Origin of the sequence: Citrobacter sp. RHBSTW-00570 (genome assembly GCF_013739755.1) — a bacterium.
GTDB lineage: Bacteria > Pseudomonadota > Gammaproteobacteria > Enterobacterales > Enterobacteriaceae > Citrobacter > Citrobacter braakii.
In genome coordinates, this window is sequence record NZ_CP056399.1 from 1186336 (window position 1) to 1202363 (window position 16028).

A 16028-nucleotide genomic window follows, 5' to 3' on the forward strand; every position below is an offset into this window, starting at 1 on the left:
GTGATATTGCAGCGTTAAGGCCGGATGTCGACGCAAATGCGTCTTACCCGGCCTACAGCTTGCTGCCAACCGGCTGTTAGCATATACGAGGTAATGGTTCGGCGTGTGGTAAATCGAGAGTGCGTTTCACGCCGTAGAGTCCGGCAAGACGCACACCTTTGCGTTCTACCACTTCACCAATCATTGCGGCATCGCGTCCTAACGGATGTGCGCGCAGCGCGGCAAGCACCGTTTCAGCAGCCTGACGCTCAACGGCAATCACCAGCTTGCCTTCGTTAGCAAAGTTAAGCGCATCCAGACCCAGCAGTTCGCAAACGCCACGCACCGCGGGCTTCACGGGCAGGGCCGCTTCAGACAGCTCAATACCAAACCCGCATGAGGCGGCAAACTCATGCGTTACCGCATTCACGCCGCCACGGGTCGCGTCACGCAGCGCCTTCACGCCGGGAATATCACGCAGCGTCTGGATAAGCGGTGTCAATACCGCGCAGTCGCTGACCAGTTCGCCATCAAGACCCAGCTGTTCGCGCAGGTTAAGGATAGTTGCGCCGTGATCGCCAAGCGTACCGCTGACCAGCAGCACATCGCCTGGGCCGAGGGTCTGTGCGCCCCAGTGAATGTTGGCGGGGATCGCCCCCATTCCGGCCGTGTTGATGAACAGCTTGTCTGCAGCGCCGCGCTGCACGACTTTGGTATCGCCGGTCACGATGGCGATGCCTGCTTCACGCGCGGTCGCCGCCATACTGTTGACGACGGTTTTCAACGTCTCCATCGGCAAACCCTCTTCGAGGATAAAACCGCAGGAGAGGTAGCGAGGGATCGCGCCGCTGACCGCCACGTCGTTAGCCGTACCGCAGATGGCCAGCTTGCCGATATTGCCACCCGGGAAGAACAACGGATCGATAACATAGCTGTCGGTTGAAAACGCCAGACGATCGCCTTCTGCAACCAGTTGTGCCAGGTCCAGACGGGCCTGATCTTCTTGTTCCGCCAGCCACGGATTAGCAAAAGCCTCCATAAACAGACTGTTGATCAACTGCTGCATAGCCTGACCGCCGCTACCGTGGGCGAGTTGTACGCTGTTCATGCTTCACACTCCTGCTGACGATACTGATACCAGGCGGCACATGCGCCTTCTGAGGAGACCATCAGGGCGCCAAACGCGGTCTCCGGGTTACAGGTTTTGCCAAATAGCGGGCACTGATGCGGTTTGCATCTGCCGGTCAATACCTCGCCGCAACGCGCGCGCGGATCGTCATACACCTGCTGCGGCGCTGGCTGGAAATGCGCTTCGGCATCAAAGCGCTGATAGTCTGGCGTCAGGTGAACGCCAGAGGATTCAATGACGCCCAGACCTCGCCATTCGCTATCGCCATTGACGCAGAACACTTCGGCGATGGCCTGTTGCGCTAGCAGGTTACCGGCGTCCGGCACCACGCGGCGATACTGGTTTTCAACCTGGCTATGCGCGGCAATCTTCTGTTCAATCAACATCACCACGCCCTGCAGCAGATCGAGCGGTTCGAAACCGGCGACCACCAACGGACGATGGAAATCTGAAGCAATGAAATTATAGGCATCGGTGCCAATCACCATGCTGACATGGCCCGGCGCTAAGAAGGCGTCGATGCCGTTGTCCGGCTGTTCCAGCAGGCTGCGCAGCGTTGGGATAAGCGTGATGTGCTGGCAGAAAAAGTAAAAGTTCTGCACGTCACGCTGTTTTGCCTGCTGAAGGGTGATGGCGGTGGTTGGCATTGTGGTTTCAAAACCCAGGCCAAAGAACACAACCTTACGCGTTGGGTTTTCCTGCGCCAGCTTCAGCGCATCCATCGGTGAATAGACGATGCGGATATCCGCGCCGCGCGCTTTGGCTTGTAGCAAAGAACCTTGTTTACCCGGAACGCGCATCGCATCGCCAAAGGTGCAAAAAATCACTTCCGGATGGCTGGCGATTTCCACACAACTGTCGATTCTGCCCATCGGCAGAACGCAAACCGGGCAGCCCGGGCCATGAATAAACTCGACGTTGTCGGGCAACAATTGGTCGAGACCGAACTTGAAGATAGCGTGGGTATGACCACCACACACTTCCATGATGCGCAGCGGACGTTCAGCAGTGTAGGGGAGGTGTGCGGCACGTTCACACAGGTGCTCTATCAACTGCATCACCTGTTCTGGTGCGCGGTATTCGTCAACAAAACGCATTATTTTTCCTCGCCATACAACAACGCGCCGACATCCGGCTCAACGTCAAACATGTTTTGTAGCGCGTCGAGCGTGTCGCGCGCTTCAGCTTCATTAATGATGCTCATGGCAAAGCCGACGTGGACCAGTACCCACTGGCCCAGACGGGGTTGACCGTGTTCATCGCAGCTTCCGACCAGCGTCAGGTCGACGTCGCGCTGAATACCGCAAACGTCGACTTTGGCCTGGTTGCCATCAATGGTGCGGATTTGACCCGGAACACCTATGCACATCGCTGCGTCTCCAGCCAGGAGAGCCATTGGTCCATGCCTTCGCCACTGGTGGCGGAAATCAGGATAATCTCAATTTCCGGGTTCACTTCCCGGGCGCTGGCGATGCACTTTTCTACGTCAAAATTGAGGTACGGCAGTAGGTCTACTTTGTTGAGCAGCATCAGCGACGCGGCGGCAAACATATGCGGGTATTTCAGCGGCTTGTCTTCGCCTTCAGTGACGGAAAGCACCGCCACTTTATGGCGTTCGCCGAGGTCGAAGCTGGCCGGGCAAACCAGGTTCCCGACGTTTTCAATGAACAGGATGCCGTTGTCTTCAAGCGGCAAACGTGGCGCTGCGTCAGCAATCATTTGTGCGTCAAGGTGGCAACCTTTACCGGTGTTGACCTGGATGGCGGGCGTACCTGTGGCGCGAATACGGGCGGCATCGTTAACCGTCTGCTGGTCGCCTTCAATGACGGCGCAAGGCACGCTGTCTTTAAGCTTCATCAGCGTTTCGGTCAGCAGCGTAGTTTTACCGGAGCCTGGGCTTGAGACAAGGTTTAATACCAGATGTTGACGGGCAGCAAAGCGGGCGCGGTTGCGCTCGGCCAGACGGTTGTTTTTATCCAGCACGTCAATTTCCACTTCCAGCATCCGGCGCTGACTCATGCCTGGTGCGTGGGTGCCTGCTTCACCGTGACCGTAATGCAAATCGCCTTCTTCAGTCTGGCTCGGTGTGAAACTGGAGGTCTTCACCCCGGTAATATTCAGCGCCGGACGAGCCGCTGGGGCAAATGGCGCGCTGCGAAACGCCGAGTGGGGATTATGCTCATCACCCTCTATATAAAGGTTGCCTTCAGCGCAACCACATGTCGTACACATCGCTCACTCCTGATTTATTACTTGCGATACTTCAGTTGCCGGATGATGACGCTTAGGCGTCGGCATCCGACGCTGGAGTTTCATCTATTTCAATACGTCGAATCTGTAAGCCGTCATCGGCCACAATTCTCAGCATATCGCTGTTGCATTGCGGACATCTGCGCACGCGTTGCGTCAGTAAGGTGACGTATTGCTGACAAGATTCGCACCAACATTCGGCTTCTTGTTCTTCGAGGTGGAGTTTACAACCTTCTGCAAGGGTCCCGCGGCATACCAGATCAAAACAAAAGGCGAGAGCGCTGGTTTCTACGCAAGAAAATGCGCCAATTTTGAGCCAGACCCCAGTTACTCGCTGTGCACCGTATTGCGTGGCCTGTTGTTCAATCAATTCCAGTGCCCGTTGGCAGAGGGTTATTTCGTGCATACCGCCTCCTATGAAGTTGCCGTATTAAAAGCAATAAACATGCCAGCTTGAATTTTTTCTATCGTGACAATGACGACGATGACGAAATGACATGTCGTCACCACTCTTTGATTTTTTATCTATATGAAAATTAAGGTTTTTAATTTTGGCATGAAATGTGCTTAAAGCTGTTCATCTCTGCTAAACGGGTAACCTGACATGACTATTTGGGAAATAAGCGAAAAAGCCGATTACATCGCTGAACGGCATCGTCGCCTACAGGACCAGTGGCGTATTTACTGCAACTCGCTGGTTCAGGGGATCACCCTGTCAAAAGCGCGTTTGCATCATGCAATGAGCTGCGCACCGGACAAGGATCTCTGCTTCGTCCTTTTTGAACACTTCACTATCTACGTCACGCTGGCGGACGGCTTTAACAGCCACACCATCGAGTACTACGTTGAAACGAAAGACGGTGATGATAAGCAACTGATTGCACAGGCTGAGTTGACCATCGACGGTAAGGTTGATGAGCGTATCAGCAACCGCGATCGCGAGCAGGTGCTGGAGCACTATCTCGAAAAAATCGCCACCGTCTACGACAGCCTCTATACCGCGGTTGAAAACAATATGCCGGTGAATTTAAGCCAGCTGATTGAGGGACATAGCCCGGCTTAAGCTTTGGGTGTGCCCACTTTTGTCATGATGCACTTTCATACTGCGTCACGACGTTTAGGGAATGGGCATGTCGAAAAATGTCGAAATGACATTTTCCAGACATGTTTTCGTCAAAAATGACTATCACCTGAGGAATGCCTGGTGAATCGTTTTGTAATTGCTGACTCCACTCTTTGCATCGGCTGCCACACCTGTGAAGCCGCCTGCTCAGAGACACATCGCCAGCATGGCCTGCAGTCAATGCCGCGCCTGAAAGTGATGTTAAATGAAAAAGAATCCGCCCCGCAGCTTTGCCACCATTGCGAAGATGCGCCTTGCGCCACCGTTTGTCCGGTTAATGCGATTAATCGCGTTGATGGTGCCGTGCAGCTGAATGAAAGCCTGTGTGTAAGCTGCAAACTGTGCGGGATAGCCTGTCCGTTTGGCGCGATTGAGTTTTCCGGTAGCCGTCCGCTGCATATCCCGGCAAACGCCAATACGCCAAAAGCGCCTCCGGCTCCGCCAGCGCCTGCCCGCGTGAGCACGTTGCTGGACTGGGTTCCGGGTATTCGCGCCATCGCGGTGAAATGCGATCTGTGCAGTTTTGACGAGCTTGGTCCGGCCTGCGTACGCATGTGCCCGACCAAAGCCCTGCACCTGGTGAGTAACGTGGATATTGCCCGCGCCAGCAAACGTAAGCGTGAGCTGACTTTCAATACCGATTTCGGCGATCTCACCTTGTTTCAGCAGGCTCAGAGTGGGGATGCAAAATGAGCGCAATTTCACTGATTAACAGCGGCGTGGCCTGGTTTACGGCGGCTGCGGTTCTGGCATTTCTGTTTTCATTTCACAAACCGCTGAGCGGCTGGATTGCCGGGGTTGGCGGTGCGGTTGGCAGCCTGTGTACGGCGGCTGCGGGTTTCACCGTACTGACTAATGCTCTGGCGGTAAGCGGTGTGATGCCATTTATTGGTCACAGTGTGCAAATTACCCCGTTGAACGCTATCTGGCTGATTACGCTGGGCCTGTGCGGCCTGTTTGTCAGCCTGTACAACATTGACTGGCATCGTCATCCGCAGGTAAAAGCCAACGGACTGCTGGTGAATCTGCTGATGGCTGCGGCGGTATGTGCGGTGGTTGCCAGCAACCTCGGAACGCTGGTGGTGATGGCGGAAATCATGGCGCTGTGTGCCGTGTTCCTCACCGGCTGCAGCAAAGAGGGCAAACTGTGGTTTGCGCTGGGCCGCGTCGGCACGCTACTGCTGGCTATTGCCTGCTACCTGGTGTGGCAACGCTACGGCACCCTGGAGCTGCGCCTGCTTGACCTGCGCGCACAGGAGCTGCCGCTCGGGTCTGATATCTGGCTGCTGGGCGTGGCGGGTTTTGGCCTGCTGGCCGGGATTATTCCGCTGCACGGATGGGTGCCACAGGCACACGCCAACGCCAGCGCACCGGCTGCGGCGCTGTTCTCTACCGTCGTCATGAAAGTGGGTCTGCTGGGTATTCTCTCCCTGTCGCTGCTGGGTGGTAACGCGCCGCTGTGGTGGGGCATTACGCTGCTGGTGCTGGGAATGATCACCGCGTTTGTCGGCGGTCTGTATGCGCTGATGGAACACAACATTCAGCGTCTGCTGGCATATCACACGCTGGAAAACATCGGCATTATTCTGCTGGGTCTGGGCGCAGGCGTAACCGGAATTTCCCTGAATCAACCTGCGCTGATTGCGCTGGGTTTGACCGGCGGTCTGTACCACCTGGTAAACCACAGCCTGTTCAAAAGCGTTCTGTTCCTGGGCGCAGGCAGCATCTGGTTCCGTACCGGTCATCGTGATATCGAAAAACTGGGCGGTATCGGTAAACGTATGCCGGTTATCTCTCTGGCGATGCTGGTTGGCCTGATGGCGATGGCCGCACTGCCGCCGCTGAACGGTTTTGCCGGTGAGTGGGTTATCTACCAGTCCTTCTTTAAGCTTGGCAACAGCGGCGCGTTTGTCGGTCGTCTGTTAGGACCGTTGCTGGCGGTAGGACTGGCGATTACCGGCGCGTTGGCGGTGATGTGTATGGCGAAAGTCTATGGCGTTACGTTCCTTGGCGCACCGCGCACGAAGGAAGCTGAAAATGCCTGCTGCGCGCCAATCCTGATGGGCGTTAGCGTAGTCGCGTTGGCTATCTGCTGCGTGATTGGGGGCGTTGCTGCGCCGTGGCTGCTGCCGATGATCTCCGCTGCCGTTCCGCTGCCGCTGGAAACCGCGAAAACCACCGTTTCTCAGCCAATGATCACGCTGCTGCTGATCGCATGTCCGCTGCTGCCGTTCATCATCATGGCGATTTTCAAAGGCAACCGTCTGCCATCGCGTTCACGCGGTGCGGCATGGGTGTGTGGTTACGATCACGAGCAGTCAATGGTCATTACCGCACACGGTTTTGCCATGCCGGTGAAAGAAGCCTTTGCGCCGGTACTCAAACTGCGCAAATGGCTGAATCCGGTATCACTGGTTCCGGGCTGGCAGAATGCGGCTGCACCGGTGCTGTTCCGTCGCCTGGCGCTGATTGAGCTGGCGGTACTGGTGGTGATTGTGGTTTCACGAGGAGCCTGAGAATGAGTGTTTTATATCCGTTAATTCAGGCGCTGGTGCTGTTTGCCGTTGCGCCGCTGCTGTCCGGTATTACCCGCGTGGCACGTGCGCGTTTGCACAATCGCCGCGGTCCGGGCGTTTTGCAGGAATACCGCGACATTATCAAACTGCTGGGCCGTCAGAGCATTGCGCCTGCGGATTCCAGCTGGGTTTTCCGCCTGACGCCGTTTGTGATGGTGGGTGTGATGCTGACTATCGCCACCGCGTTGCCGGTAGTGACCGTTGGCTCACCACTGCCGCAACTGGGCGATCTGATCACCTTAATTTACCTGTTCGCCATCGCTCGCTTCTTCTTCTCTATCGCGGGCCTGGATACCGGTAGCCCGTTTACCGCTATTGGCGCCAGCCGCGAAGCGATGCTCGGCGTGCTGGTTGAACCTATCCTGCTGCTGGGTCTGTGGGTAGCGGCGCAGGTTGCTGGCTCAACGCATATCAGCAATATCGCCGATACCATTTATCACTGGCCTGCTGCACGCAGCATTCCGTTGATTCTGGCGCTGTGCGCCTGTGCTTTCGCCACCTTTATCGAAATGGGCAAACTGCCGTTCGATCTGGCAGAGGCAGAGCAGGAGCTGCAGGAAGGTCCATTGACCGAATACAGCGGCAGCGGTTTTGCGGTGCTGAAATGGGGCATTAGCCTTAAGCAACTGGTCGTTCTGCAAATGTTCGTTGGCGTGTTCCTGCCGTGGGGACAGATGGAAACCTTCACCTCGGGTGGGCTGCTACTGGCGCTGGTGATTGCCGTCGTCAAACTGGTTCTCGGCGTGCTGGTCATCGCCCTGTTCGAAAACAGCATGGCGCGTCTGCGTTTTTGCGCCACTTCACGCGTGACCTGGGCCGGTTTTGGGTTTGCGTTTTTAGCGTTCGTCTCCTTGCTGGTGGCGTGATTTAAGAGAGTTTGAGCATGTCTGAAGAAAAATTAGGTCAACAATATCTCGCGGCGCTGCACCAGGCCTTCCCGGGCGTCGTGCTGGATGAAGCCTGGCAGACCAAAGATCAGCTGACGATCACCGTCAAGGTGAACTACCTGCCGGAAGTGGTGGAGTTCCTGTACTACAAACAGGGTGGCTGGTTGTCCGTGCTGTTTGGTAACGACGAACGTCAGCTGTGCGGTCATTATGCCGTGTACTACGTGCTGTCGATGGAGCAGGGTACCAAGTGCTGGATTACCGTGCGCGTTGAAGTCGATGCCAATAAGCTGGAGTTCCCGTCCGTCACGCCGCGCGTGCCTGCTGCGGTCTGGGGCGAGCGCGAAGTGCGCGATATGTACGGTTTGATCCCGGTTGGTTTGCCCGATGAGCGTCGTCTGGTACTGCCGGATGACTGGCCGGACGAACTCTACCCGCTGCGTAAAGACAGCATGGATTATCGCCAGCGCCCCGCGCCGACTACCGATGCTGAAACCTACGAGTTCATCAACGAACTGGGAGACAAGAAAAATAATGTAGTGCCGATTGGCCCACTGCACGTCACCTCTGATGAACCCGGTCACTTCCGTCTGTTTGTTGACGGCGAGAACATCATCGACGCCGACTACCGTCTGTTCTATGTCCACCGCGGCATGGAGAAGCTGGCGGAAACCCGCATGGGTTACAACGAAGTGACCTTCTTGTCCGACCGCGTGTGCGGCATTTGCGGCTTTGCGCACAGCACCGCCTATACCACCTCCGTCGAGAACGCGATGGGCATCGTCGTGCCGGAACGTGCGCAGATGATCCGCGCCATTCTGCTGGAAGTTGAACGCCTGCACTCGCACCTGCTGAACCTCGGCCTGGCCTGTCACTTTACCGGTTTTGACTCCGGCTTTATGCAGTTCTTCCGCGTGCGTGAAACCTCCATGAAGATGGCGGAGATCCTCACCGGGGCACGTAAAACTTACGGTCTGAACCTGATCGGCGGTATTCGTCGTGATCTGCTGAAAGAGGATATGATCCAGACCCGTCAACTGGCGCAGCAGATGCGTCGTGACGTGCAGGAACTGGTCGATATGCTGCTCAGCACGCCGAACATGGAACAGCGTACCGTAGGTATTGGCCGTCTGGATCCGGAGATTGCCCGTGACTTCAGTAACGTCGGCCCGATGGTACGCGCCAGCGGCCATGCGCGTGACACCCGCGCCGATCACCCGTTTGTGGGCTATGGCCTGCTGCCGATGGAAGTTCACAGTGAACAGGGTTGCGACGTTATTTCTCGTCTGAAAGTCCGTATCAATGAAGTCTACACCGCACTGAATATGATCGACTTTGGTCTGGACAACCTGCCAGGCGGCCCGCTGGCTGTGGAAGGTTTTACCTACATTCCACACCGCTTTGCGCTGGGCTTTGCTGAAGCGCCGCGCGGGGATGACATCCACTGGAGTATGACTGGCGACAACCAGAAACTGTATCGCTGGCGCTGTCGCGCGGCGACTTACGCCAACTGGCCGACGCTGCGCTACATGCTGCGTGGCAACACCGTTTCCGATGCCCCGCTGATTATCGGTAGCCTCGATCCTTGCTACTCCTGTACCGACCGTATGACCGTGGTCGATGTGCGTAAGAAGAAGAGCAAAGTCGTGCCGTACAAAGAACTTGAGCGCTACAGCATCGAGCGTAAAAACTCGCCGCTGAAATAAGGAATCGCCATGTTTACCTTTATCAAAAAAGTCATCAAAACCGGGGCGCCGACATCGTCGTATCCGCTGGAGCCGATTGCGGTCGATAAAAACTTCCGTGGCAAACCGGAACACAATCCGCAGCAGTGCATTGGCTGTGCGGCCTGTGTGAATGCGTGCCCGTCGAACGCGCTGACGGTAGAAACCGATCTGGTTACCCATGAGCTGGCGTGGCAGTTCAATCTCGGCCGTTGCATCTTCTGCGCCCGCTGCGAAGAAGTCTGCCCGACGGCGGCAATCAAGCTGTCGCAGGAGTATGAACTGGCGGTGTGGAAGAAAGAGGATTTCCTGCAGCAGTCCCGCTTTGCGCTGTGTAATTGTCGCGTATGTAACCGCCCATTTGCGGTACAAAAAGAGATCGATTACGCCATTGCGCTACTTAAGCACAACGGCGACAGCCGTGCGGAAAACCACCGTGAGAGCTTTGAGACCTGCCCGGATTGTAAGCGCCAGAAATGCCTGGTGCCGTCTGACCGTATTGAACTGACTCGCCATATGAAAGAGGCCAGCTGATGAGCAATTTATTAGGCCCACGTGACGCCAACGGTATTCCGGTACCGATGACGGTGGATGAATCCATTGCCAGCATGAAAGCATCGCTGCTTAAAAGCATCAAGCGTTCAGCGTACGTTTACCGTGTGGACTGCGGCGGCTGCAACGGCTGTGAAATCGAAATCTTCGCTACGCTTTCTCCGCTGTTTGATGCCGAACGTTTTGGTATCAAAGTTGTACCATCACCGCGCCATGCGGATATCCTGCTGTTTACCGGCGCGGTAACGCGTGCCATGCGCTCTCCGGCGCTGCGCGCCTGGCAGTCTGCGCCAGATCCGAAAATTTGTATCTCTTACGGTGCCTGCGGTAACAGCGGCGGTATCTTCCACGACTTATACTGCGTATGGGGCGGCACGGATAAAATCGTACCGGTGGATGTGTATATTCCTGGCTGTCCGCCAACGCCTGCGGCTACGCTGTACGGTTTTGCAATGGCGCTGGGTCTGCTGGAACAAAAAATTCACGCGCGTGCGCCAGGTGAACTGGACGAACAACCGGCTGAAATTCTGCATCCGGACATGGTTCAGCCGCTGCGCGTGAAGGTGGATCGTGAAGCACGCCGTCTGGCGGGCTACCGCTACGGTCGCCAGATTGCTGATGACTATATGACACAGTTAGGGCAGGGCGAGCATCAGGTGGCGCGCTGGCTGGAAGCGGAAAACGATCCGCGTCTGACCGAGATCGTCACGCATCTTAATCATGTTGTCGAAGAGGCGCGTATCCGATGAGTGAAACGGTGGTGTTCAGTCAACTGAGCCGTAAGTTTATTGATGAGAACGATGCAACGCCCGCTGAGGCGCAGCAGGTTGTCTATTACAGCCTGGCGATTGGTCACCACCTTGGGATCATCGATTGCCTGGAAGCGGCGTTAACCTGTCCGTGGGATGAATATCTGGCGTGGATTGCCACGCTTGCCGAAGGCAGTGAAGCCCGCCGGAAAATGGAAGGCGTGCCGAAGTACGGCGAGATCGTCATCGACTTCAACCATGTGCAGATGCTGGCGCGCGCGTTCGATGATGCGCGTGCCGTGCAGACCCCGCAGCAGCAGGAGTGGAGCAAGCTGATGCTTAGCATGCTTCACGATATCCACCAGGAAAGCGCCATCTATCTGATGGTGAGGAGACATCGTGACTGACGTTTTATTATGTGTGGGTAACAGCATGATGGGCGATGACGGCGCGGGGCCGCTGTTGGCCGAAATGTGTGCTGCAAATCCTCAAGGTCAATGGGTTGTCATCGACGGCGGTAGCGCGCCGGAAAACGACATCGTCGCCATCCGTGAGTTGCGCCCGCAGCGTCTGTTGATTGTGGATGCCACCGATATGGGGCTAAATCCTGGTGAAATCCGCATTATCGATCCTGATGATATTGCCGAGATGTTCATGATGACCACCCACAACATGCCGCTGAACTACCTGGTCGATCAGCTGAAAGACGACGTTGGCGAGGTGATTTTCCTTGGCATTCAGCCGGATATTGTCGGTTTTTACTACCCGATGACACAGCCGATCAAAGATGCGGTAGATACCGTTTATCAGCGATTAGCCGGGTGGGAAGGACACGGTGGGTTCGCTGAATTAGAGGCACCGGAAGCCTGAGCCTGAGGGCACTGAATACCGGATGGTGTGTTGCATTACCACCATCCGGATAACGTCGACACCCTCGAAACAGACTATTCACCCGCTTGTTCAATAATTAATTTCCCCTGCGTAACCGATACTTTTACTGACGTGCCCGTTGGGAACCCCGCCTGTTCCAGCCAGTCTCCGTTCATCGTGAGTGAAGCATGACGGCTTATACGTCGTGTAAAACCGGTTTTGCGATCTTCATGCCGTACTCTGACATAGCTGACTTTAAAATGACGTAATGGCTTGTTGATAACCGCTTCGGCATTACCATTTTTACCAGACATAAACACTCCCTTGTTACGAATAAAACGATGGAAAACTACTGAATAAAATGCCAGTAAAAAGGCGGGAGGGCAAACCCGAAACTGGAAGGCAGATCCAGAAAATAGAATGCAAATAATGAAAGGATGAGAAGTTGATAATAGTTGGGGGGGAATATTCTCTTCTTTTACTAATACGGGAGTTATATTATATTTCGGCGTTGTTCAGGGAGGTTATATACTCGAATTATTTAGAATTTGAATATATGGGAAATTAATATACAGGAGTTATTTATGCGTTCAGGTATTCGTTTGGTAAATTTAATTATTATTTCCTCTCTTCTTAGCGGGTGCGAGACGGCGGCTGACGCGTTCTTCTCTGCGGGAGACCGATTATTTCAACCGGGGGAGTCATCAGCTGCGTCAATGCCAACCTTGTCCGTCGCTGATTTTGTCGCGCCCTATACCTTAAATCCTGTTAAAGCCAATAAGGACTATCTTGGTGAGTGGGTGAAGCTGCGGGGCGTGGTCATTGATATTCGTAAGATTAATGGTATTTCCAATGCTTATTCTTATCTTGTCAGCCTGAAAGACGAAAATAATAAAACGAACCACGTGATTCAGTTCCAGTTTGGCTCCCATAATAGTACGAATGTTGAGTCATTACAGATTGGCCGGAGCGCGACAATTATTGGTCAGGTCCACGCGTTGGGCGAAGCGCCTTTGCCGCTGCTGCAAAATCCTAAAGTTGTACAATAAAAATGATAACAGACAGCGGGTATATATATTCTGAATAATACGTGTTGCCGGATGGCAGTGTCATCCGGCAACATTGTTATTCCAGATCGGTCCCGTTGCTCGCAATCACTTTCTTATACCACCAGAACGATTTTTTGCGTTTACGCGCTAACGTGCCGTTGCCCGCGTCATCGCGGTCCACATACACAAAACCGTAGCGTTTGCTCATCTCACCGGTTGAGGCTGAAACCAGATCGATACAGCCCCAGGTGGTGTAGCCCAGCAGCGGCACGCCATCCTCAATAGCATCTGCCATAGCGCGAATGTGCTCGCGTAAATAGCTAATGCGATAGTCGTCATTGATTTCGCCGTTAGCATCGATCTCATCTTTCGCCCCCAGCCCGTTTTCCACCAGAAACAACGGCTTCTGGTAGCGGTCATACATCATATTCATGGTGATGCGCAGGCCGAGCGGATCGATGCCCCAGCCCCATTCGCTGGCGGCAATGTACGGATTACGCAGCGACTTCACCACGTTAGCGGCGCTGGTATTGCCAGTATTCATTTCAGCGGAGGCGCAGCGCGATGCGTAATAGCTAAACGAGACGAAATCGACGGTGTTTTTCAGGATATCGTCATCTCCCGCCGCTTTTTCTATCACCACGCCTTTTTCGCGAAACACACGGGCAGAGTAAGCGGGGTAAGCCCCACGCGCCTGCACATCAATAAAGAACAGGTTTTCGCGGTCTTTTTCCAGCGCGGTCCACACATCTTCCGGTTTACAGGAATAAGGATAAAAATTACCGCCCGCCAGCATACAGCCGACCTGGTTTTGCGGATTAATTTCATGGGCTAATTTAGTTGCCAGAGCGCTGGCAATCAGTTCGTGGTGGGCGGACTGATATTTCACCTGATCCTGATTCTCTCCTTCTTCAAACACCAGTCCGGCGCCAGAAAAAGGGCTGTGCAGCATAATGTTGATTTCGTTGAACGTTAGCCAGTACTTCACCAGACCGTCAAAGGCCTCGAAGCAGGTACGGGCATAGCGGGTAAAGAATTCCACCATTTTGCGGTTACGCCAGGAGCCATACTCGCTGACCAGATGCATCGGCACATCGAAGTGACACAGCGTAACTAACGGCTCAATACCGTATTTTTTACACTCGGCAAACACGGACCGGTAAAACGCGATACCCTCTTCATTAGGCGTCAGCTCGTCGCCGTTGGGGTAGAGACGGCTCCAGGCAATGGAAGTACGAAAAACCGTAAACCCCATTTCCGCCATCAGCGCGATATCTTCTTTATAGCGATGATAAAAGTCGATTGCCTGATGGCTGGGATAAAATTCGTCATCCCGCAGCGTAAAGCGTTTTTCCTGACCCAGTTTGACGGCCATGCGGTTTGTGCCGTGGGGGATCATATCGACGGTGGTCAGCCCTTTGCCGCCTTCCCGGTATGCCCCTTCAGACTGGTTGGCGGCCAGTGCGCCGCCCCATAAAAATCCTTGCGGAAAAACAGACATAGTTAACCTCAGTTCATACCAGTCAAATGCTGGCTCTATTGATATTGCCTGGTTGCGCGGCCTGGTTTTTTCTGGCCTGCGCGGCTGCATCTTCGACAGGAATATCTTCAAAGCCGAGGAGCAGTGTTAATACAAAGGAAAGCACAACCGCCAGCGCCATCACGCCAAACACCCAAACGATGGTCATCGGATTGGCTGGATCGAAAAACTGTACGCTGGTGAACAAGCCTGGAGCCGCCATGGAGTGGCTCGCCAGTCCGGCCATTCCGGCAACGGCACCGCAGATAAAGCCGCTGATAAGACTCGCAATCAGTGGGCGTTTCAGGCGGATCGCCACGCCATACAGCGCGGGTTCGGAAATGCCTGCCATGATGGCCGAGGCGGCTGCCGCTAACGCCGTCTGACGCAGTTCCGGGTTTTTGGTTTTCCATGCCACTGCCAGCGATGAACCGCCCAGCGACAAATTGGCACCGATTTCCGACGGCATCACCATGCCTTCTTTTCCGGTTTCGGCAATGGTCTGAATAATGGTTGGCGTGAAGACGCGGTGCATACCGGTCATCACCAGCAGCGGCCACAATGCGCCCATAATGGCCACCGACAGCCAGCCGAGATAGCCGTGAATGGTATAAACCAGTGCTGAAATTGCACTACCGATCCAGATACCGATCGGGCCAATGATGACGATGGCGAGTGGGGCGGCGATCAGCACGATTAGCATTGGTTTAAGGAAGTTTTTGGTTACCGCTGGAGTGATGCGATCGACCCAGCGTTCGATGTAGGACAGACACCAGGTCATGACCAGCGCCGGGATCACCGTGTAGGTGTATTTCACCGCCGTCACCGGGATCAGGGCAAACTCAACGTGCTCACCCTGCGCGGCCTTCGCCATCAGTTCGATGAAGCTGGGATGCACCAGTACGCCTGCGATGGCGATTGCCAGCGACATGTTGGTTTTGAATTTTATGGCTGCTGAGGCAGCGACCATCAGTGGCAGGAAGAAGAAGGCGCCGTCGCCGATTACGGTCAGAATAGTGAGCGTGGACGATCCTTTCACCAGCACGCCGGTCATTTCGAGGATCATTGCCAGCAGCTTGAGCATTGATCCGCCGATAATAGCCGGGATCAACGGGGACATTGTGCCGATCAGCGCGTCGAGGATCCCCGCACCAATCCGCTTCAGCGTCAGCCGAGGTTTGGTTTGCGGCTCTGCAGGTTGCATATTGGCAGGTAACAGGCTGACTACCTCGCGATACGCCTGCGAAACGGTGTTGCCGATGATCACCTGGCACTGGTTATCGCTGCGCACCACACCGAGCACGCCAGGGAGCGTCTTCAGCGTCGTGCTGTCGACCTGCGAGTCATCTTTGATAACGAAACGCAAACGGGTCATACAGTGGGTCACTGCTGTGATGTTGTCCACGCCTCCCAGAGCCGTCACAACCGAGCGCGCCAGCGCTGCATAATTTTTGGACATCGGATTTAATCCTGTTTTATCAGTAGAGTACGTTATGTTTTATCCGTTTACGTTGGTCGCTTTTCTGGGTTGATGAAACGCAGATAGGAAACCGGTTCCACAAAATCATGTTTAAATTACAAACAATAGGCAAGTTTTAATTTTGATCATTTTTTATAATTG

18 protein-coding genes are annotated in these 16028 nt (G+C 54.7%); 10 read left to right on the plus strand and 8 right to left on the minus strand.

Translation table 11 applies throughout. The features are described 5' to 3' along the window. Positions 1–76 precede the first annotated feature (76 nt). The 5 genes from hypE to hypA are packed head-to-tail and all read right to left on the minus strand — an operon-like array spanning position 77 to position 3764. Positions 77–1087 (minus strand): hydrogenase maturation carbamoyl dehydratase HypE, encoded by a 1011-nt coding sequence (gene hypE / locus HV237_RS05655; protein ID WP_016157324.1) that lies wholly within the window; start codon positions 1085–1087, stop codon positions 77–79. Continuing rightward, positions 1084–2205, minus strand: coding sequence for a hydrogenase formation protein HypD (gene hypD / locus HV237_RS05660; RefSeq protein WP_019077547.1), 1122 nt, complete (start codon positions 2203–2205; stop codon positions 1084–1086). Before hypD ends, hypE begins: the two co-directional genes overlap by 4 nt. Next, positions 2205–2477, minus strand: a complete 273-nt coding sequence (gene hypC / locus HV237_RS05665) for a hydrogenase 3 maturation protein HypC (RefSeq protein WP_003037411.1) — start codon at positions 2475–2477, stop codon at positions 2205–2207. Before hypC ends, hypD begins: the two co-directional genes overlap by 1 nt. Further along, positions 2468–3340 (minus strand): hydrogenase nickel incorporation protein HypB, encoded by an 873-nt coding sequence (gene hypB / locus HV237_RS05670; protein WP_016154192.1) that lies wholly within the window; start codon positions 3338–3340, stop codon positions 2468–2470. Before hypB ends, hypC begins: the two co-directional genes overlap by 10 nt. A gap of 52 nt (positions 3341–3392) precedes the next feature. Next, entirely contained in the window at positions 3393–3764 is a 372-nt protein-coding gene (hypA, locus tag HV237_RS05675) for a hydrogenase maturation nickel metallochaperone HypA (RefSeq protein ID WP_019077546.1), read from the minus strand. A 198-nt stretch (positions 3765–3962) separates the two neighbouring features. Here hypA and hycA point away from each other — a divergent pair, with 198 nt between their 5' ends. The 9 genes from hycA (at position 3963) to hycI (ending at position 11839) form a co-directional block, all read left to right on the plus strand. Then, entirely contained in the window at positions 3963–4421 is a 459-nt protein-coding gene (gene hycA, locus HV237_RS05680) for a formate hydrogenlyase regulator HycA (RefSeq protein ID WP_016154190.1), read from the plus strand. A 141-nt stretch (positions 4422–4562) separates the two neighbouring features. Further along, positions 4563–5174 (plus strand): formate hydrogenlyase subunit HycB, encoded by a 612-nt coding sequence (gene hycB / locus HV237_RS05685; RefSeq protein ID WP_016154189.1) that lies wholly within the window; start codon positions 4563–4565, stop codon positions 5172–5174. Next, positions 5171–6997, plus strand: coding sequence for a formate hydrogenlyase subunit 3 (gene hycC / locus HV237_RS05690; RefSeq protein ID WP_047357865.1), 1827 nt, complete (start codon positions 5171–5173; stop codon positions 6995–6997). The genes hycB and hycC overlap by 4 nt, the downstream gene beginning before the upstream one ends. Positions 6998–6999: 2 nt before the next feature. Beyond that, entirely contained in the window at positions 7000–7923 is a 924-nt protein-coding gene (locus HV237_RS05695; protein WP_046274832.1) for a respiratory chain complex I subunit 1 family protein, read from the plus strand. A gap of 17 nt (positions 7924–7940) precedes the next feature. Continuing rightward, positions 7941–9650, plus strand: coding sequence for a formate hydrogenlyase subunit HycE (hycE, locus tag HV237_RS05700; protein WP_016154186.1), 1710 nt, complete (start codon positions 7941–7943; stop codon positions 9648–9650). Between the two features lie 9 nt (positions 9651–9659). After that, positions 9660–10202, plus strand: coding sequence for a formate hydrogenlyase subunit HycF (hycF, locus tag HV237_RS05705; protein ID WP_016154185.1), 543 nt, complete (start codon positions 9660–9662; stop codon positions 10200–10202). Further along, positions 10202–10969, plus strand: a complete 768-nt coding sequence (gene hycG / locus HV237_RS05710; RefSeq protein WP_003037388.1) for a formate hydrogenlyase subunit HycG — start codon at positions 10202–10204, stop codon at positions 10967–10969. The genes hycF and hycG overlap by 1 nt, the downstream gene beginning before the upstream one ends. Then, positions 10966–11376, plus strand: coding sequence for a formate hydrogenlyase maturation HycH family protein (locus HV237_RS05715; protein WP_003037385.1), 411 nt, complete (start codon positions 10966–10968; stop codon positions 11374–11376). The genes hycG and HV237_RS05715 overlap by 4 nt, the downstream gene beginning before the upstream one ends. Further along, entirely contained in the window at positions 11369–11839 is a 471-nt protein-coding gene (gene hycI, locus HV237_RS05720) for a hydrogenase maturation peptidase HycI (RefSeq protein ID WP_016154183.1), read from the plus strand. Before HV237_RS05715 ends, hycI begins: the two co-directional genes overlap by 8 nt. A 74-nt stretch (positions 11840–11913) precedes the next feature. Here hycI and HV237_RS05725 read toward each other — a convergent pair whose 3' ends face one another. After that, the gene (locus HV237_RS05725; protein WP_016154182.1) at positions 11914–12153 is read right to left on the minus strand and encodes a SymE family type I addiction module toxin; all 240 of its coding nucleotides are present in this window, start codon (positions 12151–12153) and stop codon (positions 11914–11916) included. Between the two features lie 270 nt (positions 12154–12423). Here HV237_RS05725 and HV237_RS05730 point away from each other — a divergent pair, with 270 nt between their 5' ends. After that, the gene (locus HV237_RS05730; RefSeq protein ID WP_047357864.1) at positions 12424–12888 is read left to right on the plus strand and encodes an OB-fold putative lipoprotein; all 465 of its coding nucleotides are present in this window, start codon (positions 12424–12426) and stop codon (positions 12886–12888) included. 76 nt (positions 12889–12964) lie between these two features. Here HV237_RS05730 and HV237_RS05735 read toward each other — a convergent pair whose 3' ends face one another. Together HV237_RS05735 and ascF are read right to left on the minus strand one after the other, a co-directional pair. Continuing rightward, positions 12965–14389 (minus strand): 6-phospho-beta-glucosidase, encoded by a 1425-nt coding sequence (locus tag HV237_RS05735; protein WP_047357863.1) that lies wholly within the window; start codon positions 14387–14389, stop codon positions 12965–12967. Between the two features lie 22 nt (positions 14390–14411). Next, positions 14412–15866: a PTS cellobiose/arbutin/salicin transporter subunit IIBC gene (gene ascF / locus HV237_RS05740; protein WP_046274835.1), complete on the minus strand. Its 1455-nt coding sequence runs from the start codon at positions 15864–15866 to the stop codon at positions 14412–14414. Positions 15867–16028: the final 162 nt, after the last annotated feature.